This is a genomic window from Streptomyces lancefieldiae (assembly GCF_031845825.1).
In the GTDB taxonomy this organism is placed as follows: Bacteria; Actinomycetota; Actinomycetes; order Streptomycetales; family Streptomycetaceae; genus Streptomyces; species Streptomyces lancefieldiae.
Window position 1 is genome coordinate 214718 of record NZ_JAVRFH010000011.1, and the last position, 24459, is coordinate 239176.

Genomic DNA, 24459 nt, shown 5'->3' on the forward strand with positions numbered 1-24459 from the left:
ACGGACTCCGAACGGACTTGCGGAAACCAGTCGGGCGGTACAGGGAACACATCGTTCGCTCACAGGTTCCCCGCGCCCGTCACCCGCTCCTCGGCCCGGGACAGCGCGCGGGTGAGCCGGTCGCGGGCCGCCCTGATCGTCTCCGTCAGCGCGGCCGGCTCCAGCACCTCGAAGTCGAAGCCCAGCATCATCACGTGCACCACCATGACGTCCAGGCTCCCGGCGCCGGTGCGCAGGACACAGCTCTGCGGGCCCTCCGCCTCCAGGACCCCGGCGGTGGGCGTGATCTGCTCGGCGGCCTCCTCCAGGGGCACCAGCAGCCGCACCCGCGCGTGCGCGGCGTACGCGCGGGTGGAGACACCCTCGGAGACGTAGGCCGCCAGGTCCTCGGCGGGCGGCTCGCGCGGGGCGAAGCGGGGGCCGTGCGGCGGCGTCGGCGTGACGCGGTCCACCCGGAACGTGCGCCAGTCCGCGCGGTCGAGGTCGAAGGCGACCAGGTACCAGCGGCGCTCGGAGCACACCAGACGGTACGGCTCGACGGTGCGGCGCGACTCGCAGCCGTCATGGCCCCGGTACGCGAAGCGCAGCCGCTCGCCGTCCCGGCACAGGTGGGCCAGCTCGGTCAGGACGCCCGGGTCGACGGCGGACGGCTGGGGCCCGCGCAGCATCGGCACGGTGAAGGCGTTGAGGGCGCCCACGCGGCGGCGGAGCCGGTTCGGCAGCACCTGCTCCAGCTTGGCGAGGGCGCGTACGGAGGTCTCACCGATGCCCTCGATGCCCTGTCCGGCGGACGTGCGCAGCCCGACGGCGACGGCGACGGCCTCGTCGTCGTCCAGCAGCAGCGGGGGCAGTTCGGCGCCGGCGCCGAGCTGGTAACCGCCACCGGTGCCGGGGCTGGCGTTGACGGGGTAGCCCAGCTCGCGCAGGCGCTCCACGTCCCGGCGCACGGTGCGCGGGGAGACGCCGAGGCGGTCGGCCAGATCGGTGCCGGACCACTCGCGGTGGGCCTGGAGGAGGGAGAGCAGGCGCAGCAGTCGTGCCGAGGTCTCGAGCATGGCGCCGAGTCTGCCAGTGGTTGCGGACAGGTACTGTCCGCGGGACAGGGGGTCAGGCGGTCAGCGCGGTGACGGACACCGACAGGTCGTTGTCCCGGATGTAGTACGGGCCGGCCTCCACGGGCCCGTGCGACGTCCGCACGCGCGCGCGTGGCCAGGTGAGGACGGGAGGGCCGCCGCGATGTCCCCGGGCGCGGCGACGTCGAAGGTCAGACCGCCCGCGGAGTCACCGATGCAGTCGGCGCGCAGCGGGGCGGCCGGTGTGGTCGGCGGCGTCATGCGGTGCGGTTCCTCCCTGGGTATCTCCTCGTCCGGTCAGACCCGGAACTGCGCCTTCTGGTTGCCCGTGTCCGATTGCGATGCGATCACGGCCGTCAGGGCGCGGCGGCACCGGCCCACCCTTCCGGGCCGGGCCGGGCCGGTTCGACCTCGGCATCGGCCATTTCCGGCCACCCACTTCATTCGCTGATTTCCTGATTTGTCGACCAACCGGCGTGGCGGTTCATGACCCGCTTCACCCAGACAACGCCCTTGCCCCGCACGGCATTTGACGACTCCCGGGCGATCACGGCCGACAGCGGGGCGTACGCGCCGGATGGTTCGATTCGGTCGGCCGTGGGGCGTGACTCCCGCCTCAGATCGCCCGTTGTCTTCTGCATGAGCCGGGGACCCACCCGGACCACGGGCCGGGAGCCACCCGGTCCGGCCGCGCACCGCATCCCGAGGGAGCCACCCGTGCCGCGCATGCTCGACGTCAGCGACGACGTACGCGCCGAGATCGGCGACGAAGAAGCCGACCGCCTGCTCGCCGGGGAGTCCGCCCCGGGCACCTACGACTGCACGTCCTGCCGCACCCCGGGCGACTGCGAGCAGGAGCGCACCAGCACCGTTCTCTTCATCGGCGAAGAGACCGCCGTCCTCGCCTTCGCCCACGCCGGCTGTCTGCCCTCGCAGGTGGTCAAGGTCACCGAGGAACAGCTCCAGGGCGCCGTGAGGTCCATCAGCGCCGACAACGCCCGCTCCCCGGAGCCCGAGAGGGCCGCCGCGCCCGAGCAGGCCGTGCTCGGCGTCACCAGCGGCCTGGTCCTGATCGCCGGGGAGCTGCGCCCGGCCCTCGTGGTGGAACCGACCGCCCCCATCGCGCGGCCGGGCGCGGCCGGCGCCGGCGACGACTTCCTGCCGCTGCTCATCGAACAGGGCTTCCTGCCGGTCACCGAGCTGTCCACCGCGCCGACCGTACTGCACGGCTGGTCGGTACTGCTCGCGATGGGGCAGCTGCACGCGGTGCTCCAGCCGGGTGGGGAAGGCGGCCGGCCGGTGGCCTGGTGGCAGGCGCACCAGCCCCTCCAGGTCACCGAGGGCTGGCGTGCGGCGGCCAACAAGTACCAGCAGGTGCTGCTGTACGCGGCGCCCGTCGGGACGATCGGGCGGCAGCCGCGCGAGGACCTCCTGCGGGACGCGCTGGACCGGGCGGCGGCGAACGGGCAGCTGGTCGCGGCGGCACTCCCGCTGGCGGGGACGTGAGCGCCCTCGGTGCGAGGCCGCAACGGCCGCTGCCCTGGCCGCATCCCTTCCCGCGCGAGGTCGTTTGGACATACGTGCACGCATACGACGCCTTCCACCGCTACGGCGGCCCCTCGGCCACGCCGATCTACGACGCGCTCTGCGCCGAGTACGTCAGGTCCTTCCGATCGCTGCCGGGCGATCGCAGCGGCGAGGAGGAGCTGGGGTTCACCGCCTTCCGGAGCATCCCGCGCAGTAGAGGCTCGTACAGCGCCTACAGCGCGGGCGCCCGCCACGGCCAGCAGTCGGTGTGGCAGCGCGTCAACACGCAGCACGTCCCGGCGGCGCTGCCACCGGCCCCGCGCTCGGGTGCCTGACCGCCGTCCGAGCGACGAGAGAGGGCGACCCCGGCCGGGGTCGCCCTCTCTCGTCGCTGTGACCGCTCTCGTCGCTGTGACCGCTACTTCTTCTTCGCTCCGCGCTTCTCGCGCACCCGCACCGAGATGTGGATCGGCGTCCCCTCGAAGCCGAACTCCTCGCGCAGTCGGCGCTCGATGAAGCGCCGGTAGCCCGCCTCGATGAAACCGGAGGCGAAGAGCACGAACCGCGGGGGCTTGGTGCCCGCCTGCGTGCCGAACAGGATGCGCGGCTGCTTGCCGCCCCGCACCGGGTGCGGGTGGGCGGCGACCAGCTCGCCGAGGAAGGCGTTCAGCCGGCCCGTCGGGACGCGGGTCTCCCAGCCGGCCAGGGCCGTCTCGATGGCCGGGACCAGCTTCTCCATGTGCCGGCCGGTCGTCGCCGAGACGTTGACCCGCGGAGCCCACGCCACCTGGCCGAGCTCGGTCTCGATCTCCCGCTCCAGGTAGTAGCGGCGCTCCTCGTCGAGGGTGTCCCACTTGTTGTAGGCGACGACGATCGCGCGTCCCGCCTCGACGGCCATGGTGACGATCCGCTGGTCCTGCACCGAGATCGACTCGGAGGCGTCGATGAGGACGACGGCGACCTCGGCCTTCTCGACGGCCGCGGCGGTGCGCAGCGAGGCGTAGTAGTCGGCGCCCTGCTGGAGGTGGACGCGCTTGCGGATGCCCGCCGTGTCGACGAACTTCCAGGTCACGCCGCCCAGTTCGATCAGCTCGTCGACCGGGTCGCGGGTGGTGCCGGCCAGTTCGTTGACGACGACGCGCTCCTCGCCCGCCACCTTGTTCAGCAGCGAGGACTTGCCGACGTTGGGCCGGCCGATCAGGGCGATGCGGCGCGGGCCGCCGACGGCGGTGCCGAAGGTCTGCGCGGGGGCCTCGGGCAGGGCCTCCAGGACCCGGTCCAGCATGTCGCCGGTGCCGCGGCCGTGCAGCGCGGAGACCGGGTGCGGCTCGCCCAGCCCCAGGGACCACAGGTAGGCCGCGTCGGCCTCCCCGCTCGGGCCGTCCACCTTGTTGGCGCACAGCACGACGGGCTTGCCGGCCTTGCGCAGCAGCCGTACGACCGCCTCGTCGGTGTCGGTGGCGCCGACCTTGGCGTCCACGACGAAGACGACCGCGTCGGCGGCCTCGATCGCGTACTCGGCCTGCGCGGCCACGGAGGCGTCGATGCCGAGGACGTCCTGCTCCCAGCCGCCGGTGTCGACGACCTTGAAGCGGCGACCCGCCCACTCGGCCTCGTAGGTGACGCGGTCGCGGGTGACGCCGGGCTTGTCCTCGACGACGGCCTCACGGCGGCCGATGATCCGGTTCACCAGGGTCGACTTGCCGACATTGGGGCGGCCGACGACGGCGAGGACGGGCAGGGGGCCGTGCCCGGCCTCCTCGATCGCGCCCTCGACCTCCTCGACGTCGAAGCCCTCGTCCGCGGCGAGCTCCATGAACGCCGCGTATTCGGCGTCGCCAAGCGCCCCGTGGTCGTGCTCCTCGCCCGCGCCCTCGGAGTGGATGTGGTCGTTCATGAAGTCCGTACCTCGTTCATCGTGGTGATCGGTGGTGCACCCCTGTACCGGGTGATCCACTACTCGGGTGTCGCCCGGCGGCCGGTGAGCCGCCTGGCGTTTTCCAGGTGCGCGGTGAGCTGCTTCTGGATGCGTTCGGTCGCCTCGTCCAGCGCCCTGCGGGTCCGCCGTCCGCTGCCGTCGCCCGCGTCGAAGGGGTCGCCGAAGACGACGTCGACGCGGGAGCGCAGCGGAGGCAGCCCCTTTATCAACCGTCCGGGCCGGTCGGAACTTCCCAGCACCGCCACCGGGACGATCGGGGCGCCGGCGCGCACCGCGAAGTAGGCGAGCCCGGCGCGCAGCGAGGCGAAGTCGCCCTCGCCCCGCGTGCCCTCCGGGAAGATGCCCAGCACGCCGCCGTTCTCCAGGACGCCCAGGGCCCGGGCGATGGCCGTGCGGTCGGTGGAGTGGCGGTCCACCTCCAGCTGGCCGATGCCGGTCAGGAACCGTCCGAGCGGGCCGACGAACGCCTCCTTCTTGATCAGGAAGTGGGTCGGCCGGGGCGCCACGCCCATGACCATCGGGCCGTCGATGTTGTGCGAGTGGTTGACGGCGTAGATCACCGGGCCGCTCGCGGGCACCCGCCAGGCACCCAGCACGCGCGGCTTCCACAGCCCGTACATGAGTCCGACGCCGATGCGCCGCCCGACCTCGGCGCCCCTCTCGGAGGCGACGGGCGGTGTGGAGGCCGCGGTCACTTCCCCGCCCGCTTCTCCTCGACGAGGGTGACGACGCACTCGATGACCTGCGCAAGGGTGAGGTCGGTGGTGTCCACCTCGACCGCGTCGTCCGCCTTGGCCAGCGGCGAGGTCTTGCGGCTGGAGTCGGCCGCGTCCCGCTTGATCAGGGCCTCGCGCGTGACGTTGACGTCGGCGCCCTTGAGCTCGCCGCTGCGGCGGGCGGCGCGGGCCTCCGCCGAGGCGGTGAGGAAGATCTTCAGGTCTGCGTCCGGCAGCACGGTCGTACCGATGTCGCGGCCCTCGACGACGATGCCGAGCGGAGCGGCGGCGGCGATGGTGCGCTGCAGCTCGGTGATCCGGGCCCGCACCTCGGGGACGGCGCTGACCGCGCTGACCTTGGAGGTGACCTCCTGGGTGCGGATCGGGCCGGCCACGTCCACGCCGTCGACCGTGATGGTCGGGCCCGCCGGGTCGGTGCCGGAGACGATCTCGGGCTTGCCGGCCGCGGCGGCGACGGCGTGCGGGTCGGCTATGTCGATGCCGTTGTTCACCATCCACCACGTGATCGCCCGGTACTGGGCGCCGGTGTCCAGGTAGCTCAGGCCGAGCTGCGCGGCGACGGCCTTCGACGTGCTCGACTTGCCCGTGCCGGAGGGGCCGTCGATGGCGACAATCACGGCCGGGGCGGTCGGGGCGGCGCCGTTTTCCACGAGGGGACACCTTCCTGGTGCGGTGCGGTGAGTGGTGTGCGGGACGCGAGCGCGTCCCGCACAAGGTTACTGGGTCCGCGAGGCCCCTCCGACAGGCGCATGACCCCGCGCGGCCCGGCGCCTCACTGCCGGATCGCCCAGCCCCGTTCCTTCAGGGCCGCCGTCAGCACGGCGGCGGCCTTCGGCTCCACCATCAGCTGCACCAGACCGGCCTGCTGCCCGGTGGCGTGCTCGATCCGCACGTCCTCGACGTTGACGCCGGCCCGTCCCGCGTCCGCGAAGATGCGGGCCAGCTGTCCGGGCTGGTCGTCGATGAGGACGGCCACGGTCTCGTAGACCCGGGGTGCGCTGCCGTGCTTGCCCGGGACCCGCACCTGCCCCGCGTTGCCCCGCCGCAGCACCTCGGCGATGCCGGTGCCGCCCTCGCGGCGCTTGTCCTCGTCGGAGGACTGCAGCGCGCGCAGGGCCCGCACCGTCTCCTCCAGGTCGGCGGCGACGTCGGTGAGCAGGTCGGCGACCGGTCCCGGGTTCGCGGAGAGGATGTCGATCCACATCCGGGGGTCGGAGGCGGCGATGCGGGTCACGTCGCGGATGCCCTGCCCGCACAGCCGTACGGCGGCCTCCTCGGCGTGCTCCAGGCGCGCGGCGACCATGCTCGAGACCAGGTGGGGCATGTGGGAGACGAGGGCCACGGCGCGGTCGTGGGCGTCCGCGTCCATCACCACCGGCACCGCGCGGCAGTGCGAGACCAGCTCCAGGGCGAGGTTCAGCACCTCGGTGTCGGTGTCCCGGGTCGGGGTCAGCACCCAGGGGCGGCCCTCGAAGAGGTCGCCGGTGGCGGCCAGCGGGCCGGACTTCTCCCGGCCGGACATGGGGTGCGTGCCGATGTACGCCGAGAGGTCGAGCCCCCGCGCCTCCAGCTCGCGCCGGGGACCGCCCTTGACGCTGGCGACGTCGATGTACCCGCGGGCGGCGCCGCGCCCCATGGCCTCGGCGAGCACGTCGGCCACCAGGGCGGGCGGGGCGGCGACGATCGCGAGGTCGACCGGCCCGTCCGGCACTTCGGCGGTGCCGGCGCCCAGCGCGGCGGCCGTACGGGCCTGCTCGGGGTCGTGGTCGGCGAGATGGACGGTGACGCCCCGCCGGGTCAGGGCGAGGGCGGCCGAGGTGCCGATGAGGCCGGTGCCGATGACGAGTGCGGTTCTCACTGGGCGATGTCCTTGCGCAGGGCCGCGGCGGCGCCGAGGTAGACGTGGGCGATCTCGGCGCGGGGCCGGTCGGACTCGACGTGGGCGAGGACCCGGACGACGCGCGGCATGGCGCCCTCTATGTCCAGCTCCTGGGCGCAGATCAGCGGTACGTCGGTGATACCGATCCTCCGGGCCGCGGCGGCCGGGAAGTCGCTGTGCAGGTCGGGCGTGGCCGTGAACCAGATGCTGATGAGGTCGTCATGGGTGAGGCCGTTGCGCTCCAGGACGGCGGTCAGCAGCGCCGCGACCTGCTCGTCCATGTGTCCGGCCTCGTCCCGCTCCAGTTGGACGGCGCCCCGGACCGCTCGTACCGCCACGGCGATGCTCCTTGCTGACGTTGTACCGACCTGCGTATCGGCGCTTGGTCCGTCCAGCGTAGTCAGCCCGCGTGGGACCGGTGCGCGGCGCCCGCCTCCTGAGACACTGACCGCTGTCGGCATCTCCTCCCGTGCCCCTCTCGGAGTGACCACATGAACCACAGCCCCACGCGCCGTACGGCCCTCCTCTCGACGGGCGCGGTCGCGCTCGCGGTCGGCTGTGGCAGCGGCGACGGTGACGGCGACGGCAGTGCCGACGGCGGCTCCTCCCGGGCCGTGGCCGGGACCGCCCCCGGGCCGGAGCTGGCGTCGACGCACGACATCCCGGTGGGCGGCGGAAAGATCTTCACGGACCAGAAGATCGTGGTGACCCAGCCGGAGCAGGGCGACTTCAAGGCCTTCTCGGCGGTCTGCCCCCACCAGGGCTGCATCGTGTCGGACGTGCGCGACGGCACCATCGACTGCGCCTGCCACAACAGCCGGTTCAGCGTCGCCGACGGGTCGGTGGAGCAGGGACCGGCGACCGAGCCGCTGCCCGCGAAGCGGATCACGGTGCGGGGAAACTCGGTCCACCTGGCCTGACGGCCGACGTACGCTCCCGGCATGCGCCCCGAGACCCTGGTACGTGACCACACGATCTACGCCTGTGTCATGGGCTCGCGCGCCTTCGGTCTGGCCACGGAGGGCAGCGACACCGACCGCCGGGGTGTGTTCCTCGCGCCCACCCCCCTGTTCTGGCGCTTCGAGAAGCCGCCGACGCACCTGGAGGGGCCGGCCGAGGAGCAGTTCAGCTGGGAGCTCGAGCGCTTCTGCGAGCTGGCCCTGCGGGCCAACCCGAACATCCTGGAGTGCCTGCACTCCCCGCTCGTGGAGTACGCCGACGACACGGGCCGTGAACTGCTCGCCCTGCGCGGGGCGTTCCTCTCCCGCCGCGCCCACGAGACGTTCACCCGCTACGCCCTCGGTCAGCGCCGCAAGCTGGACGCCGACGTGCGCACCCACGGCGCCCCGCGCTGGAAGCACGCGATGCACCTGCTGCGGCTGCTGACCAGCGCCCGTGACCTGCTGCGCACGGGCACGCTCACCATCGACGTGGGCGACCGGCGCGAGTCGCTGCTCGCCGTGAAGCGCGGCGAGGTGCCCTGGCCGGAGGTGGAGTCCCGGATGTCCCGCCTGGCCCGGGAGGGCGAGGAGGCCGCCCGGCGCAGTCCGCTGCCCGCGGAGCCGGACCGGCGCCGCGTCGAGGACTTCCTGGTCCGCGCCCGCCGCGCCTCAGCCCTCCAGCCGGATCCGTACGACGAGGTCGTGCAGGGCGTCGTGGGCGGTGGGCGCGTCGGGCAGGACTGACGCGGCCCGCGCCTCGTCCAGCGCCCCGTGCAGCCGCTCCACGTCGGCGCGCACGCGCCCGTGGTCGACACCGGCGCCGCCGTGCTCGCGCTCGGCCTTGGCGGACGGCACGCATCAGGCGGATGCCGGTGAGCGGCTCCCACCCCCGGGTGACAGCAACTGCTCCAGGACACAGCCGTCGCACCGGAGCACCGGCCGCACGAAAGCCGTACGAACCTGCGCGGGTCGTCCAGGGCATGGTGGATCGCGGGATCAAGCGTCCCAGAGCGCTCCCAGGGCCAGCAGGTCGGCCCGGTACTCGATGCGGTCGGCCCACTCGGCCGGCCAGGCGTCGGCGCCCAGGTACGCGCCCGCGAAGGCGCCCGCGAGGCAGGCGATGGAGTCGGAGTCGCCCGAGGTGCAGGCACCGCGGCGCAGGGCCGTCAGCGGCTCGTCGACGAAGAGCAGGAAGCAGAGCAGGCCGGCCGCCATGGCCTCCTCGGCGATCCAGCCCTGGCCCACGGCCAGGCACGGGTCGGTCTCCGGCGAGACGGTGCGCACCGCCCGCTGGAGGCGGTCGAGGACCGCCAGGCACTCGTCCCAGCCGCGCGCGATGAACTGCTCGGGCGTGGGGTCCTGGGCGCGGGTCCACAGGTCGCCGAGCCAGCGCTCGTGGTAGCGGGTGCGGTTGTCGTAGGCGTACGACCGCAGCAGTCCGACCAGCCCGGTCGGCTCGGCGCCCCGGGCGAGCAGGCGGACGGCGTGCGCGGTGAGGTCGGAGGCGGCGAGCGCGGTCGGGTGCCCGTGGGTGAGCGCGGACTGCAACTGGGCTGCGCCCGCGCGCTGTTCGTCGCTGAGGCCGGGGACGAGTCCTATCGGCGCGACGCGCATGTTGGCGCCACAGCCCTTGGAGTGGACCTGACTGGCGTCCTGCCAGGGGCGGTCCGGTCGCTCCAGGAGGCCGCAGGCCGTGAGGCAGGTGTTGCCCGGGGCCCGGTTGTTCTCCGGCGACCGGTTCCAGGCGATGAACTCCTGCCGCACGGGCCCGGCCATCGCCTCCGGCGCGAGTACTCCGCGCCCCATGGCCGTCCGCAGCCCCTTCCCCAGCGCCAGCGTCATCTGGGTGTCGTCGGTGACGATCGCGGGCCGGGGCAGCGCCATCTCCCGCCAGGGGCCGCACTTGGCGAGGATCGACGGGACGTCGTTGAACTCGGTGGGGAAGCCGAGCGCGTCCCCGAGGGCGAGTCCGGTGAGCGCCCCGGTGGCGGCGCGTTTGGTGACGGTGGTCGTGGTCATGCGGGGCGTCCTTCCCGAGGGGTGCGGAGCAGGGGCGGGTGCAGGGCGGTGGCCGGGCCGGCGCGGTAGAGCGCGGCCGGTTTGCCGCGGCCCCCGGTCAGACGGGCGGCGCCGGGGACCGCTTCGACGAAGCCCGGGGTGGCGAGGACCTTGCGGCGGAAGTTGGGCCGGTCCAGCGCGGTCCCCCACACCGTCTCGTAGACCTGCTGGAGCTCACCGAGCGTGAACTCGGCCGGGCAGAAGGCGGTGGCCAGGCAGCTGTACTCGAGCTTGGCGCCGACGCGTTCCCGGGCGTCGGCCAGGATCCGGTCGTGGTCGAAGGCGAGGCCCTGGGCCTTGTCGTACGGGACCCAGCGGGCCTCGGCCGCGTCGGTGCCCGCGTGCGGCTCGGGAGGGTCGGGCAGCAGCGCCGTGAACGCGACGGACACGACCCGCATCCGGGGGTCCCGGCCGGGCTCGCTGTAGGTCCGCAGCTGCTCCAGGTGCAGCCCGGTGACATCCGCCAGGCCGGTCTCCTCGGCCAGCTCCCGGCGGGCCGCCCGCTCCGCCGACTCCTCGGGCAGCAGAAAGCCGCCGGGCAGCGCCCAGCGGCCGGCGTACGGCTCCTGCCCCCGCTCGACGAGCAGCACGTGCAGCGCGCCCGCGCGGAGCGTGAGGACGGCGAGATCGACGGTGACGGCGAAGGGCTCGAAGGCGTGCTTGTCGTAGCCGAGCACGGGCGGCCACCCCCTTAATAGTCACTCAGACTATAAAAGGGGGTGGCCGCCGGTCACAACCCTCCGGAGTCCTAGAGCTCGACCTCCTGCATCAGCATCCCGACCTCCGTGTTGGACAGCCGGCGCAGCCAGCCCGACTTCTGGTCGCCCAGCGTGATCGGACCGAAGGCGGTGCGCACCAGCTTGTCGACGGGGAAGCCCGCCTCCGCCAGCATCCGGCGGACGATGTGCTTGCGGCCCTCGTGGAGGGTGACCTCGACGAGGTAGTTCTTGCCGGTCTGCTCCACGACCCGGAAGTGGTCCGCGCGCGCGTAGCCGTCCTCCAGCTGGATGCCGTCCTTCAGGCGCTTGCCGAGGTCGCGCGGGATCGGACCCACGATGTGCGCGAGGTAGGTCTTCTTCACGCCGTAGCGGGGGTGGGTCAGGCGGTGCGCCAGCTCGCCGTGGTTGGTGAGGAGGATGACGCCCTCGGTCTCGGTGTCGAGCCGGCCGACGTGGAAGAGACGCGTCTCACGGTTGGTGACGTAGTCACCGAGGCACTGGCGCCCCTCGGGGTCCTCCATGGTGGAGACCACACCGGCGGGCTTGTTGAGCGAGAAGAACTGGTACGACTGTGTCGCGACGGTCAGGCCGTCGACCTTGACCTCGTCCTTCTCCGGGTCGACCCGCTTGCCCTGCTCCAGCACGATCTCGCCGTTGACCTCGACGCGCGCCTGCTCGATCAGCTCCTCGCAGGAGCGCCGGGAGCCGTAGCCCGCGCGCGCGAGGACCTTCTGCAGCCGCTCGCCCTCCTGCTCGGCGCCCGGGAAGGTCTTGGGCAGCTTGACGTCCTTCTTGCCCGCGTACCGCTCCCGGTTGCGCTCCTCTGCCCGTGCCTCGTACTCGCGGGACGTGGCCGGGACCGAACGCCCCCGCTGCAGGGGCTTCTTCGGCCCGCCCTTGGCCCCTCCGCGGGCCGAGGGGCCGCGGCCCGACTTGGGACCCTCCTGGGTGGCGCCGGGACCCACGTCGTAGCGCCGCTCCTCGGGGCGCGGCCTCTTGGGACGGCCGCCCTGCTTGTCGTCGCGGGTGTTGCCGGCGCCGCGGTAGTTACCGCGACCACCGCTGCTCCCGCCGCGGCCGCCGCTGTTGCCACCACGGCTCCCGCCGTTGTTTCCGCTGCTGTTCCTGCCGCTGCTGCTTCGCATCAAAGTTCCGTCTTGTCGTCTGCGTCCTCGGAATCCGGGGCGTCCGGATCGAACGACGGGACCCCTTCCAGCGTCTCGGCCTCGATCGCCGCCGCCTCCGGGAGGAAGGGCGCGAGCTCCGGGAGCTCGTCCAGACCGCGCAGGCCCATCCGCTCCAGGAAGTAGTTCGTCGTCACGTACAGGATCGCACCTGTTTCGGGTTCCGTGCCCGCCTCCTCCACCAGACCCCGCTGCAGGAGGGTGCGCATCACGCCGTCGCAGTTCACGCCCCGGACCGCCGAGACGCGGCTGCGGCTGACCGGCTGGCGGTAGGCGACCACCGCCAGGGTCTCCAGCGCGGCCTGGGTGAGGCGGGCGTGCTGGCCGTCCAGGACGAAGCCCTCGACGGCCGCGGCGTACTCGGGGCGGGTGTAGAAGCGCCAGCCGCCCGCGATCAGGCGCAGCTCGAAGCCGCGGCCCTGGACGGTGTACTCGTCGGCCAGCTCACGCAGCGCGTCCGCGATCTGCCGCCGGGGTCGCTGGAGTATCCGGGCGAGGTGCTCCTCGGTCGCTGGTTCGTCCACGACCATGAGCACGGCTTCGAGGGCGGGCTTGAGGTCGAGGCCGGCGACGGCACCCGGCCCGCCCGGTGCCTGTGTGGTCTCGTCACTCACGCCTTCTGCTCCTCCTCGGGTTCCTCGGGCGGCCGGTCGAACTCGTCGGTCACCACGGGCTCGGCGTCCGCGTCCCCGCCGGTCCAGCGGACCAGCAGATCGCCGAGCGCGGTCTCCTGGTCCAGCTCGACGGCCTTCTCGCGGTACAGCTCCAGCAGGGCCAGGAAGCGGGCGACGACGGTCAGCGTGTCCTCGGTGTCCTCGACCAGGGCCCGGAAGCTGGCCTCGCCCAGCTCCCGCAGCCGGGCGACGACGATCCCCGCCTGCTCCTGCACGCTGACCAGGGGCGCGTGGATGTGCTCGACGTAGACCTGCGGCCTGGGCTTGGGCTGCATCGCCTTCACGGCGAGTCCGGCGAAGCCCTCCGGCCCGATGCTGATGACGACCTCGGGCAGCAGCTCGGCGTGGTGGGGCTCCAGGCCGACGGTACGGGGGTAGCGGCGCGCCTCGGCGTCGAGCCGCTCGTTGAAGATCTCGGCGATCCGCTTGTACGCGCGGTACTGGAGCAGCCGCGCGAACAGCAGGTCACGGGCCTCCAGCAGCGCCAGGTCGGCCTCGTCCTCCACCTCGGCGGCGGGCAGCAGCCGGGCCGCCTTCAGGTCGAGCAGCGTCGCCGCCACGACCAGGAACTCGGTCGTCTCGTCGAGGTCCCAGTCCGGCCCCATCGCCCTGATGTGCGCCATGAACTCGTCGGTCACCTTGGACAGGGCGACCTCGGTGACGTCCATCTTGTGCTTGGAGATCAACTGGAGGAGCAGGTCGAAGGGCCCCTCGAAGTTGGCGAGCCGCACCGTGAAGACGCCGTCGCCCGGCGCGTCCACCGGGTCCTCGGGCCCGCCTCCCGGTGCCAAGGACGCGCACCCCGCCCGCTCATGGGCCCCGTCCGCCGCGCTGCCGGGCCCCGGAGCGCCCTGGGGCGGGTTCTCGCGCCCCGCGGACCCGTGCGCCACCCCGCCGGCCTCCAACGCGAGGTCGGGCGCCTGCGGCGCGGTCCTGGGCCGAGAGGGCCGAGGGCTCGCCTCGGTCTCCGCCTCTCCCCGCGCCCCGGCCTCCCGGGCGGCGCACCCCGCGTCCGGCTCGGCCACCGCGTGGGAGGCCGCCGCAGAGGTCGTGTCACCGTGCGGCGATGCCGTCGAAACCGTGATGTCCGGGTGCGTCCCGGATGTCGCCCGCGCGACCGCGGACCCGCGGGGCTCGGCGCCGGACGGCGACTCCTCGGGCACCTCGGACGCGTCCGGGGTGTCGGAGATCGGCGCCACCGGCGGAGCCACCCGCTCCCCCGGGCCTCTCCCCAGCGCACGCCGACGGCCGGCGCGGGCACCGGGGCGGGGGGCGTCGTTCGAGGTCATGGCCCCCGCAGGCTACCGCTACCGCCCGCGCAGCCGTCGTACGAGGATGCTGGCATCCCCACGGGTCTCGAGGTCGGCGAGGACCACGGCGACCGCCTCGCGGACGATGCGGCCGCGGTCGACGGCCAGTCCGTGCTCGCCCCGGAGCACCAGGCGGGCGTGCTCCAGGTCCATGAGCTCCTCGGCGGAGACGTACACGGTGATCTTCTCGTCGTGGCGCTCGCGGCCGCTGGGCCGGCGTGCGGCGGCCCGGCCTCGCTTGCGGGGCTGGGCGGCGGAATCCTCCTGCGCGCCCATGCCCGGCCCGGAACCCCGGGCGGAGCGCTCCGCGCCCCGGCTGCGCGGCTCGCCCGCCGAGCCCGGTTCCGCGTCCGCCGCGGTGTGCTCCGCGCCCTCGCCGTCACCGCCCTGCGCGGGCACGGACTGCGGCGCGTCCTCGGCGGCCACCTGGTCGCTCTCCCCCGCCGGCGCCGGCACCCGGACCTCGCCGCCCGCCGGTCGCCGCGGGGTGGACGCCTGGAGTGCCGTTCCCCCTGTCGTGCGGAAGAGTTCGTCGGCCCCCGGCAGACTCACTCGGCGTGACACCGGGCGAGCACCTCCCTGGCGAGCTGGCGGTAGGCGGCGGCACCGACGGAGTTGGAGGCGTACGTGGTGATCGGCTCACCGGCGACCGTGGTCTCCGGGAAGCGGACCGTGCGCCCGATGACCGTGTGGTAGACGTGGTCGTCGAACGCCTCGACGACACGCGCGAGCACCTCACGGCTGTGCACCGTGCGCGAGTCGTACATCGTGGCGAGGATGCCGTCGAGCTCCAGGTCGGGGTTGAGCCGCTCCTGGACCTTCTCGATGGTCTCGGTGAGCAGCGCCACACCGCGCAGGGCGAAGAACTCGCACTCCAGCGGCACGATCACCTTGTGTGCGGCGGTCAGGGCGTTGACCGTGAGCAGGCCGAGCGAGGGCTGGCAGTCGATCACGATGTAGTCGTAGTCGTCCATCAGCGGCTTCAGCGCCCGCTGCAGCGTGGACTCGCGCGCGACCTCGCTCACCAGCTGCACCTCGGCCGCCGACAGGTCGATGTTGCTGGGCAGCAGGTCCATGTTGGGGACCGCCGTCTTCAGCAGCACCTCGTCGGCCGCCATGCCCCGCTCCATGAGCAGGTTGTAGACGGTGAGGTCGAGCTCCATCGGGTTGACGCCGAGTCCGACCGACAGCGCGCCCTGCGGGTCGAAGTCGACGAGCAGCACCCGGCGCCCGTACTCGGCGAGCGCGGCACCCAGGTTGATGGTCGACGTGGTCTTGCCGACGCCGCCCTTCTGGTTGCACATCGCGATGATCTTCGCGGGGCCGTGATCGGTCAGCGGGCCCGGGATCGGGAAGTACGGCAACGGGCGTCCGGTCGGACCGATGCGCTCACGGCGCTGGCGGGCCGCGTCGGGCGCGAGCGTGGCGGCGTACTCGGGATCGGGCTCGTACTCCGCGTCCGGGTCGTAGAAGTGCCCCTCGGGCAGTTCGTCGTAGTCGGCGAAGTGGTTGCGGGGCGCGCCACTTCCGTCGCCGGCCATGGCGTTCACGTGTTGGCCATCCATACTCATGTGTGCTGTCCGAGTTGCCTGCGGACTCTGGTGGGCGGCTGCGAAGGTGCGTACAGCGACGGAGCCGACAGCCTCGAGACGCCCGGGGCCGTGGGCCCGTGCAGGCATTCCTGGTTGAACACCCCCGGGAGTAAATGTCGACTCATTCACAAGTCGTCTTACCTCCTTGGTGACCAGGAAACTTCTAGACAGGTCAGCGTGGCACCATGCCGACGTTCGGCGACTCTATGGCGTGTCGGCCGTCCGCAGCAACACAATCCGCCGGACCCGGCCCGATGTGTCGGCAATGAAACATCCCCCTGTCAAGGGCGTACGGCCGTCGCACAGCAGGTTTCACCGGTGCGCGAATCGGTTGAAGCGTTACGTTCGAGGCGAGTTGGCCGAGAATCGCAAAGTGACCATACACACACCCGGCCGGACCTTGTCGGGCAAGGTCCGGCCGGGTGTGTGGGGTTGACGGCGCCTGTTGACGTATCGCCTTTGCCGGTTGATGACTTAACCGACTTACCGGTCACCGACGGCCGTCACGGGGCCGCCGACAGCCGCCGGCGGCCCGTGCGCGGACTCAGGCGAGCAGCGAGGCCAACTCGACGTGCTCCAGGCCGTGCGCCTCGGCGACCTCCCGGTAAACGACCTTGCCGTCATGCGTGTTGAGGCCCTTGGCCAGCGCGGGGTCGCGGCGCAGCGCCTCGACCCAGCCGCGGTCGGCCAGCTCCACGATGTACGGCAGCGTGGCGTTGGTCAGTGCGTAGGTGGAGGTGTTCGGCACCGCGCCGGGCATGTTGGCGACGCAGTAGAAGACCGAGTTGTGGACCGGGAAGGTCGACTCGGCGTGCGTGGTCGGGTGGGAGTCCTCGAAGCAGCCGCCCTGGTCGATCGCGATGTCGACAAGAACACTTCCGGGCTTCATCCGGGCCACCAGCTCGTTGGTGACCAGCTTCGGGGCCTTGGCGCCCGGGATCAGGACGGCGCCGATGACGAGGTCGGCCTCCAGGCAGGCCTTCTCCAGCTCGAAGGCGTTGGACACGACGGTCTGGATCTTGGTGCCGAAGACCTTGTCGGCTTCCTTGAGCTTGTTGATGTCCTTGTCGAGCAGGGTCACGTGGAAGCCCATGCCGATGGCGATCTGCGCGGCGTTCCAGCCGGAGACCCCACCTCCGATGACGACGGCCTTACCGGCCAGCACGCCAGGGACGCCGCCCGGCAGCACACCGCGGCCACCGTTGGCGGCCATCAGGTGGTACGCACCGACCTGCGGGGCCAGCCGGCCCGCGACCTCGGACATCGGGGCGAGCAGCGGCAGCGCACGGTTCGGCAGCTCGACCGTCTCGTAGGCGATCGCGGTGGTGCCGGCCTCGATGAGCGCGTCCGTGCACTCCTTGGAGGCCGCCAGGTGCAGGTAGGTGAAGAGCGTCTGGTCCTTGCGGAGGCGGTGGTACTCCTCCGCGACGGGCTCCTTGACCTTCAGCACCAGGTCGGCGGCGGCCCAGACCTCGTCGGCGGTGTCGAGTATCCGCGCGCCGGCCGCGATGTACTCGTCGTTGGGGATCGAGGAGCCGACGCCGGCGTCACGCTCGACGACGACCTGGTGACCGTGGCGCACCAGCTCGTGCACGCCGGCGGGGGTGATGGCCACCCGGAACTCGTTGTTCTTGACCTCGCGGGGAATGCCGACCTTCACGTGGATCACGGTCCTTGGCTCAGTGGATGGGGCTATTACAAGGCATACCCACCCATGGGTGGGCACACCGGGAGAGACCGCAAGAACGTGCGGCAGAGCCAGTCTAATGAAGGTGTTCCCGCTGTCCAGCCTTTCAAAGCATCAATCTCCAGACGAAGCGCTGCGGATTTCGCAGGCTTCGACGGACTCTTCCCTCAGCATCTGATCAGCCACGCCCCGTTGCAGGCCGGCCGCCGTGGGATCGCCCAGCCGATCGAGGGTGTCGGCCAGCCGCAGATGCAGCGCGGCCTGGAGCCGTACGTCCTCGGCCCGGCGGGCCCACTCGACGGCCTCCTGGCAGGTGCGCAGCGACTCCTCAGGACGTCCGGCGTACTCCTGGACGCGGGCCAGCTCGCTCAACGCCCGCGCGTGTGCGGGCACATCGCCGGCCTTGCGGTACCCGGCGACCGCCGCGCGCCAGCCCCGCAGCGCCTCCCCGTAGCGGCCGGCGTAGGTGTGGGCGGTGGCGATACGGCCGTAGATCCGGGCGGCGTCGGCACGCTCGTCGCGGGCGAGCCGCTGGGCGAGGGCCCGGCCGAACCAGTCGGCGGCCCGGTCGTAGTCCCCGAGCTCCAGGTGGGCGCCGCCTACGGATTCCATCGCGCGGGCGGTCGCGTACGGGTCGTTCGCCTCGCGCCCGGCGTCCAGTGCGGCCCGGTAGCGCACCAGGGCCTCGGCGGTGCGGCCCGTGCGGGCGTCGAGGTCGGCCAGGTTCAGCAGGGCCGCCGCCTTCTCGCGGGGCAGCGCGCGCCGCTCGGCCACGTCGAGGACGAGGCGGTGGATGCCGTACAGGTCGGGTGCCGCCGCCTGGGTGCCGACGTGGGCCACCATGGCCCGCACCAACTGGGACATCAGTCTCCGGGCGAGGGTGTCCAGCTCCCCGTCGGCGACCGCGAGGCGGGCCGCGGCCAGCAGGGCGGGACGGCGGACGCTCAGCCAGTCGGCGGCGGCCCTCGGACTGGGGAAGCGCAGGGCGCGCGGCATGCCGAGGAGCTTCTCGCGAGCCTGCGGGCTGTCGGTCTCGGTGACCGCGCGGCACGACTGGAGCAGGCGTACCGTCCGCTCCAGCATGCGGGCGCGGGCGAGCTGGAGCTCGGCGGGCCGCTCATGGGTCTCGGCGAGGGCCCTCAGCTGGGCGTGCAGGCAGCCGGGGACCTCGTACTCGGGCAGCGGGGAGTCGACGGCGCGCAGCACGCCGAGGGCCACGAAGTCGTCCAGGGTGGTGCGGGCGCCGTTCACCGAGCAGCCGGCGAGCGCGGAGGCGGTGTGCGGGTCGACCAGGCCGGCCGGGGCGAGCGAGAGCAGACGCAGTGTCCGGGCGGCGTGGCCGGGCAGCGAGGCGTGGGCGAGGCGGAGGACCCGGCTGAGCGCGGTGCCCTCGTCGCCCTCCGTGCGCAGGTGCTTGACGAGGTCGGCGACGGCGGCCTGGGGGCGGGCCTCGAGCCAGCCGCCGGCCAGGGTCAGGGCCGCGGGCTGGGCCTGGCAGACCTCGACCAGGTGCTCGGCGGCCCGGGGATCGACGGTGATGCGGACCGGGCCGGTGTGCCGGGCCAGCAGTTCCAGGGCCGACTTGGTGTCGAGGCCCCCCAGCGTGCACGGGCGGACGTCCGCGATGCCGGTCAGCGGGCCCTCGGCGACGGCGACGACCAGGCAGTCCGGGGTGTCCGGCAGCAGGGCGTCGACCTGCTCGGCGTCGGCGGCGTCGTCGAGCAGGAGCAGGACCCGGCGGTCGGCGAGGGCGGTGCGCAGGGCCTCGGTGAGGTCGTCCTCGCCGGCCCCCGGCGGGGTGGGGCGGTCCAGCTCGGTGAGCAGTTCCCGGGCGAGGCGTGCGACGGGCACCCGGGTACCGTCCGGCTCGCTCAGCCGGGCCCGCAGCACGCCGTCGGGGTAACGGTCGGCGACCTGGGCGACCAGCTCCTCGGCGAGCGCGGTGCGACCGGAACCGGGCCGGCCCGCGATGAGCAGCACGCGGGCGCGGGGGGCCTTGCGGCCGGAGAGGGTGTCCAGGCCCGCACGCTCGATGTCGGCGCGCAGCTCCTTCAGCTCCCGGGTGCGGCCCAGGAACCGACTCTCGTCGGCAGGGTCGTCCGACAGCCGTACGCCGTCCGTGTCCACCGCCTGATACGTCACGGGCCACACTCCCGATCCCACCGCACACCGGCGCCCGCCGGAACCCCGGTTCGGGCGTTCCCGAGCCTAGTTCACGCTCTGCTACGTCCCCGGCGGAGCGCGGCGGACACATCCCTCAATCGGATCAGCCGATGGTCACACCGCGAGGGATCCCGGGGGCTCAGACCTCGAACGGACGCGCCGGCCACGGTGCCTGGGCCGGACGGAGTGCGTCGAGCCCGTCGCCCTGCTCGGCCGCGACCAGGGAGAGCACGCCCACGACCAGGCAGTTGTTGTGCAGCTCACCCGCGAGCACGCCCCGGACCAGGTCCGCGACGGGCACCCGCGCGAGCTCCATGTCGGCCTCTTCGTCCTCGACCTCGAAGCGGTCGCCCTCGACCTCGGACAGATTCCGGGCGAGGAAGATCCGCACGGCCTCGTCGCAGCCGCCGGGGGTGGTGTAGACGTCGGTCAGCACCCGCCAGTCCTCGGCCTTGACGTGCGCCTCCTCGTAGAGCTCGCGCTGCGCGGCGTGCAGCGGGTTCTCGCCGGGGACGTCGAGCAGACCGGCCGGGATCTCCCACAGCTTCTCGCGCACGGGGTGCCGGTACTGGCGGACGACCAGCACCCGACCCTCGCCGTCCAGGGCGAGGACGGCCACGGAGCCGGGGTGGACCTGGTAGTCGCGGGTCACCACGGAGCCGTCCGGCATGACCACGTCGTCCGTGCGGACGGAGGTCTTCTTGCCCCGGAAGGGCGTCTGGGTACCCCGGATCTCCCACTCCTCGGGGGTGTCCTTGATCGTGCTGCCCGTCATGCCTGACCCGTCCTTCCAGACGTACGCGAAAGCCGGGGCCCGCGCCGTTGGATGCGCGCGCCCCGGCCACCGTACAACTGGTGTGTTACTTCGACGTCTTCCGCTCGACCGCGGCCTTGACCAGCCCGGCGAAGAGCGGGTGCGGGCGGGTCGGGCGCGAGCGCAGCTCCGGGTGCGCCTGCGTGGCGACCAGGTAGGGGTGCACCTCGCGGGGGTACTCGACGTACTCCACGAGCTTGCCGTCCGGGGAGGTGCCCGAGAAGACGATGCCCGCCTTCTTCTCCAGCTCCGCGCGGTAGGCGTTGTTCACCTCGTAGCGGTGGCGGTGCCGCTCCTCGATGTACTCCTTGCCGTCGTAGACCTCGCGCACGATGGAGCCCTCGGCCAGCTTGGCCGGGTACATGCCGAGCCGCATCGTGCCGCCCATGTCGCCCTCGCCGGCCACGATGTCCAGCTGCTCGGCCATGGTGGAGATCACCGGGTGGGCGGTGGCCGGGTCGAACTCGGTGGAGTTGGCGTCGGTGATGCCGGCCAGGTTGCGCGCGGCCTCGACCACGATGCACTGCAGGCCCAGGCACAGGCCGAGCAGCGGGATCTTGTTCTCGCGGGCGTAGCGGATCGCGCCGACCTTGCCGAGCACGCCGCGGTCGCCGAAGCCGCCCGGGATGCAGATCGCGTCGACGTCGCCGAGCTGCGCCTTGGCGCCGGCCGGGGTCTTGCAGTCGTCGGACGTGACCCACTTGATCTTCACGCGGGCCCGGTTGGCGAAGCCACCCGCGCGCAGCGCCTCGGTGACCGACAGGTAGGCGTCGGGCAGGTCGATGTACTTGCCGACCAGCGCCATGACGATCTCGTGCTCGGGGTTGTGCACGCGGTCGAGCAGGTCGTCCCAGGTCGTCCAGTCCACGTCGCGGAACGGCAGGTCCAGCTTGCGGACCACGTAGGCGTCCAGGCCCTCGGTGTGGACGACCTTGGGGATGTCGTAGATCGAGCGGGCGTCGGGGCAGGCCACCACGGCGGCCTCGTCGACGTCGCACATCAGGGAGATCTTGCGCTTGATCGCGGTCGGCACCTCGCGGTCGCAGCGCAGCACGATGGCGTCCGGCTGGATACCGATGTTGCGCAGCGCCGCGACCGAGTGCTGGGTCGGCTTCGTCTTCAGCTCGCCGGAGGGGCCGATGTAGGGCAGGAGCGAGATGTGCACCACGAAGACGTTGTCACGCCCGACCTCGTGCCGGACCTGGCGGACGGTCTCCAGGAACGGCAGCGACTCGATGTCGCCGACCGTGCCGCCGACCTCGGTGATGACGACGTCCACCTCGTCCGTCGCCATGCGGCGGATCCGGTGCTTGATCTCGTTGGTGATGTGCGGGATGACCTGGACGGTGTCGCCCAGGTACTCGCCGCGCCGCTCCTTGGCGATCACCGACGAGTAGACCTGGCCTGTAGTGACATTGGCGGAGCCATCCAGGTCACGGTCGAGGAAACGCTCGTAGTGTCCGATGTCCAGGTCGGTCTCGGCGCCGTCGTTGGTGACGAAGACCTCACCGTGCTGGAAGGGGTTCATCGTGCCAGGGTCGACATTGAGGTACGGGTCGAGCTTCTGCATCACGACGCGCAGACCCCGTGCCTTGAGCAGCATGCCGAGGCTGGAGGCGGTCAGCCCCTTGCCGAGCGAGGAGGCGACACCCCCGGTGACGAAGATGTGCTTGGTCGTCGAGGCTGTGCTGTTTCGAAAAACAGTGGGCGGCATGGCCAAGAGGGGGCTCCCGTGGTCGCGGTCTGGGGTGCGGTGCGCTCGTCGCTCGACCCGGTCTTCCCGGGTTCTCGTCGGCGGCGCCGTCGCTGCGGTTCCGGGGTTTGTCTCCCACCGGTCCACGGGCTACCAGCGTATCAGCGCCTCGGGGCGATGGCTTCCGGCCACCCTCCGCGCACGTTCGAACACGAGACGCGGGGCTCACCGTTTCCTCACCCGACGCTCACCCGTTCGGCGGACCCGCGTTGTCCGGAGCGGCACACAGATCATCTACGTGCGTCGTATCCTGCTCGGACGTTCGCTGCCGAGCCCGCCCGGCCACACGGCACCACCCCCGCCAGTCAACGCCGGAACAACGAGAGCTCGTCAGTTCGTTGAGCAACAATTGTCGTTTGCGGCACAGCGTTTGGCTTCACGGCCGGGCGGCTGCTTTGCTTCATGACTCAACGACGCATGACACACCCTTGACCGCACTAGCGACCGCCCCCACGCGGGGTGACGTGGCCGTTCGACTGGAGTTGCACGTGGCCGGGCGCATCGAAGACTACGCACTCATCGGAGACATGCAGACCGCTGCCCTGGTCTGCCGGGACGGCACAGTCGACTGGCTGTGCCTGCCCCGCTTCGACTCGCATGCCATCTTCGCCGGTCTGCTGGGCACCGGGGAACACGGCTTCTGGCGGCTCGGACCCGCCTACGCGCCCGGCGCCGAGCCACCCACCGCGACCCGGCGGACCTACCGCGGCGACTCGCTGATCCTGGAGTCCGAGTGGGACACCCCGCGCGGCACGGTCCGGGTGATCGACTTCATGCCGCCGCGCGACGGCGCGCCGCAGCTCATCCGGATCGTGGAGGGCGTCACCGGCCGGGTGCCGATGCGCTCGGAGTTGCGGATGCGGTTCAGCTACGGACGGGTGGTCCCGTGGGTGCACAAGCACGAGGGACGCACGGTGGCCGTCGCCGGCCCCGACTCCGTGTGGTTCGACACAGAGGCCGAGACCTACGGCAAGGCGCTCACCACGTACGCGGACTTCACGGTCGCTCCGGGTGAACGGATCGCGTTCACCATCTCGTGGGAGCCCTCGCACAAGGAGCCGCCGGGGCTGCCGGAGCCGGAGCAGTCCCTGGAGGCGACGGAGGACTTCTGGCGCGAGTGGGTCGAGCACTGCACGTACCACGGCCCCTACCGGGAGGCCGTGGTCCGCTCCCTGATCACGCTGAAGGCCCTGACGTACGCCCCCACCGGCGGCATCGTCGCCGCGCCCACCACCTCCCTGCCGGAGGACATCGGCGGAGTCCGCAACTGGGACTACCGCTACACCTGGCTGCGCGACGCGGCGATCACCCTGTCCTCGCTGCTGCGCACCGGCTACCGCGAGGAGGCCCGCGCCTGGCGCGAGTGGCTGCTGCGGGCGGTCGCCGGCGACCCCGAGAACCTGCAGATCATGTACGGCATCGCCGGTGAGCGCGAGCTCGGCGAGGCGGAGCTGGACTGGCTGCCCGGCTACGAGAACTCCGCGCCGGTCCGGGTCGGCAACGGCGCCGCCCACCAGCTCCAGCTGGACGTCTACGGCGAGGTGACCGAGGCCCTGCACCTGGGCCACATGACGGGGCTGGCCCGCAACGACTACGCCTCGGTGCTCCAGCTCAAGCTGATCCGCTACCTGGAGGACCACTGGCAGGAGCCGGACGAGGGCATCTGGGAGGTGCGCGGCCCGCGCCGCCACTTCGTGCACTCCAAGGTGATGGCCTGGGTCGCCGTCGACCGCACCATCAAGCTGATCGAGTCCGGCGACGCCGACGGCCCGCTGGAGCGCTGGAAGCAGCTGCGCGACGACATCCACCGGGACGTGTGCGAGAAGGGCTACGACAAGGAACGCAACACCTTCACGCAGTCCTACGGCTCCCGGGAACTGGACGCCTCGCTGCTGCTGATCCCGCAGATGGGCTTCCTGCCGCCGGACGACAAGCGGGTCATCGGCACCATCGAGGCGATCCAGCGCGAGCTGTCCACGTCGGACGGCTTCATCCTGCGCTATCCCACGGAGGGCGGCAGCGAGGGCGTCGACGGTCTGCCCGGTGACGAGGGCGCCTTCCTGGCCTGCTCCTTCTGGATGGCCGACGACCTGGCGATGATCGGCCGGGTGGACGAGGCGAGGAAGCTCTTCGAGAAGCTGCTGTCCCTGCGCAACGACCTCGGCCTCCTGGCGGAGGAGTGGGACCCGCGCCTCCAGCGCCAGGTCGGCAACTTCCCGCAGGCCTTCAGCCACGTGCCCCTGATCGACACGGCCCTGAGGCTGACCGCTTCGGGAGCGTACGGCGGCTAGTGCCGCGGCAGGCAACGTTCGCCCGTGAAGGAGCGGCGTCCGGTGCGTGCTCTCGGCGTGCCGGCCGGAAGCCCTCGTACTGGATGTACTTGGGCTTTCGGCCGGTGCGGCGAGAGGG

Annotated in this window: 22 protein-coding genes and 2 pseudogenes; 5 read left to right on the forward strand and 19 right to left on the reverse strand. The window is 72.3% G+C overall.

Annotated features, from left to right (window positions below):
- Positions 1-92: 92 nt before the first annotated feature.
- Together RM812_RS14390 and RM812_RS14395 are read right to left on the reverse strand one after the other, a co-directional pair.
- Positions 93-1055: pseudogene (locus RM812_RS14390) on the reverse strand (helix-turn-helix transcriptional regulator); the annotation flags it as partial.
- 458 nt (positions 1056-1513) lie between these two features.
- Positions 1514-1714: a hypothetical protein gene (locus RM812_RS14395; RefSeq protein WP_311572906.1), complete on the reverse strand. Its 201-nt coding sequence runs from the start codon at positions 1712-1714 to the stop codon at positions 1514-1516.
- A gap of 76 nt (positions 1715-1790) precedes the next feature.
- On the opposite strand from RM812_RS14395, the gene RM812_RS14400 reads away from it, so the two are divergent.
- Positions 1791-2579 (forward strand): hypothetical protein, encoded by a 789-nt coding sequence (locus tag RM812_RS14400; protein ID WP_311572907.1) that lies wholly within the window; start codon positions 1791-1793, stop codon positions 2577-2579.
- Positions 2580-2653: 74 nt separating this feature from the next.
- Positions 2654-2935: a hypothetical protein gene (locus RM812_RS14405; protein ID WP_311572908.1), complete on the forward strand. Its 282-nt coding sequence runs from the start codon at positions 2654-2656 to the stop codon at positions 2933-2935.
- A gap of 83 nt (positions 2936-3018) precedes the next feature.
- On the opposite strand, the gene der is transcribed toward RM812_RS14405, so the two are convergent.
- From der to aroH, 5 genes are all read right to left on the reverse strand, one after another.
- Entirely contained in the window at positions 3019-4497 is a 1479-nt protein-coding gene (gene der, locus RM812_RS14410) for a ribosome biogenesis GTPase Der (RefSeq protein ID WP_311572909.1), read from the reverse strand.
- A gap of 59 nt (positions 4498-4556) precedes the next feature.
- The gene (locus tag RM812_RS14415) at positions 4557-5159 is read right to left on the reverse strand and encodes a lysophospholipid acyltransferase family protein (protein WP_311572934.1); all 603 of its coding nucleotides are present in this window, start codon (positions 5157-5159) and stop codon (positions 4557-4559) included.
- Positions 5160-5230: 71 nt separating this feature from the next.
- Positions 5231-5926 (reverse strand): (d)CMP kinase, encoded by a 696-nt coding sequence (gene cmk / locus RM812_RS14420; protein WP_311572910.1) that lies wholly within the window; start codon positions 5924-5926, stop codon positions 5231-5233.
- Positions 5927-6048: 122 nt separating this feature from the next.
- A complete protein-coding gene (locus RM812_RS14425; RefSeq protein ID WP_311572911.1) occupies positions 6049-7134 on the reverse strand; it encodes a prephenate dehydrogenase in 1086 nt (361 codons plus the stop codon).
- Positions 7131-7493 carry a chorismate mutase gene (gene aroH / locus RM812_RS14430; protein ID WP_311572912.1) on the reverse strand — a complete coding sequence of 121 codons (363 nt, stop codon included), beginning with the start codon at positions 7491-7493 and terminating at the stop codon, positions 7131-7133. The genes RM812_RS14425 and aroH overlap by 4 nt, the downstream gene beginning before the upstream one ends.
- A 153-nt stretch (positions 7494-7646) precedes the next feature.
- On the opposite strand from aroH, the gene RM812_RS14435 reads away from it, so the two are divergent.
- The gene (locus RM812_RS14435; RefSeq protein ID WP_311572913.1) at positions 7647-8075 is read left to right on the forward strand and encodes a Rieske (2Fe-2S) protein; all 429 of its coding nucleotides are present in this window, start codon (positions 7647-7649) and stop codon (positions 8073-8075) included.
- Between the two features lie 21 nt (positions 8076-8096).
- Positions 8097-8840, forward strand: coding sequence for a nucleotidyltransferase domain-containing protein (locus RM812_RS14440; RefSeq protein WP_311572914.1), 744 nt, complete (start codon positions 8097-8099; stop codon positions 8838-8840).
- On the opposite strand, the pseudogene RM812_RS14445 reads toward RM812_RS14440, so the two are convergent.
- The 12 genes and pseudogenes from RM812_RS14445 to RM812_RS14500 all read right to left on the reverse strand — a co-directional run.
- Positions 8766-8945, reverse strand: a pseudogene (locus RM812_RS14445) (nucleotidyltransferase domain-containing protein); the annotation flags it as partial. The gene RM812_RS14440 and the pseudogene RM812_RS14445 overlap by 75 nt on opposite strands.
- 147 nt (positions 8946-9092) lie before the next feature.
- Positions 9093-10115 (reverse strand): ADP-ribosylglycohydrolase family protein, encoded by a 1023-nt coding sequence (locus tag RM812_RS14450; protein WP_311572915.1) that lies wholly within the window; start codon positions 10113-10115, stop codon positions 9093-9095.
- A complete protein-coding gene (locus RM812_RS14455) occupies positions 10112-10831 on the reverse strand; it encodes an NUDIX hydrolase (RefSeq protein WP_311572916.1) in 720 nt (239 codons plus the stop codon). Before RM812_RS14455 ends, RM812_RS14450 begins: the two co-directional genes overlap by 4 nt.
- 71 nt (positions 10832-10902) lie before the next feature.
- A complete protein-coding gene (locus tag RM812_RS14460; RefSeq protein WP_311572917.1) occupies positions 10903-12018 on the reverse strand; it encodes a pseudouridine synthase in 1116 nt (371 codons plus the stop codon).
- A complete protein-coding gene (gene scpB / locus RM812_RS14465) occupies positions 12018-12671 on the reverse strand; it encodes an SMC-Scp complex subunit ScpB (RefSeq protein ID WP_311572918.1) in 654 nt (217 codons plus the stop codon). Before scpB ends, RM812_RS14460 begins: the two co-directional genes overlap by 1 nt.
- Positions 12668-14020, reverse strand: coding sequence for a segregation and condensation protein A (locus RM812_RS14470; protein ID WP_311572919.1), 1353 nt, complete (start codon positions 14018-14020; stop codon positions 12668-12670). Before RM812_RS14470 ends, scpB begins: the two co-directional genes overlap by 4 nt.
- Positions 14021-14038: 18 nt before the next feature.
- Positions 14039-14605, reverse strand: a complete 567-nt coding sequence (locus RM812_RS14475) for a hypothetical protein (RefSeq protein ID WP_311572920.1) — start codon at positions 14603-14605, stop codon at positions 14039-14041.
- Positions 14590-15720, reverse strand: coding sequence for a ParA family protein (locus tag RM812_RS14480; protein WP_311572921.1), 1131 nt, complete (start codon positions 15718-15720; stop codon positions 14590-14592). The genes RM812_RS14475 and RM812_RS14480 overlap by 16 nt, the downstream gene beginning before the upstream one ends.
- 457 nt (positions 15721-16177) lie before the next feature.
- Positions 16178-17302 carry an alanine dehydrogenase gene (gene ald, locus RM812_RS14485; RefSeq protein ID WP_311572922.1) on the reverse strand — a complete coding sequence of 375 codons (1125 nt, stop codon included), beginning with the start codon at positions 17300-17302 and terminating at the stop codon, positions 16178-16180.
- Between the two features lie 132 nt (positions 17303-17434).
- Positions 17435-19462, reverse strand: a complete 2028-nt coding sequence (locus tag RM812_RS14490; protein ID WP_311572923.1) for a tetratricopeptide repeat protein — start codon at positions 19460-19462, stop codon at positions 17435-17437.
- A gap of 160 nt (positions 19463-19622) precedes the next feature.
- The gene (locus RM812_RS14495; RefSeq protein WP_311572924.1) at positions 19623-20258 is read right to left on the reverse strand and encodes an NUDIX hydrolase; all 636 of its coding nucleotides are present in this window, start codon (positions 20256-20258) and stop codon (positions 19623-19625) included.
- An 85-nt stretch (positions 20259-20343) separates the two neighbouring features.
- On the reverse strand, positions 20344-22011 hold the full coding sequence (locus tag RM812_RS14500) for a CTP synthase (protein ID WP_311572925.1): 1668 nt from the start codon (positions 22009-22011) through the stop codon (positions 20344-20346).
- Between the two features lie 527 nt (positions 22012-22538).
- Here RM812_RS14500 and RM812_RS14505 point away from each other — a divergent pair.
- Complete coding sequence (locus tag RM812_RS14505; protein ID WP_311572935.1) at positions 22539-24341, forward strand: glycoside hydrolase family 15 protein; 1803 nt, start codon at positions 22539-22541, stop codon at positions 24339-24341.
- The last annotated feature ends 118 nt before the right edge of the window (positions 24342-24459 follow it).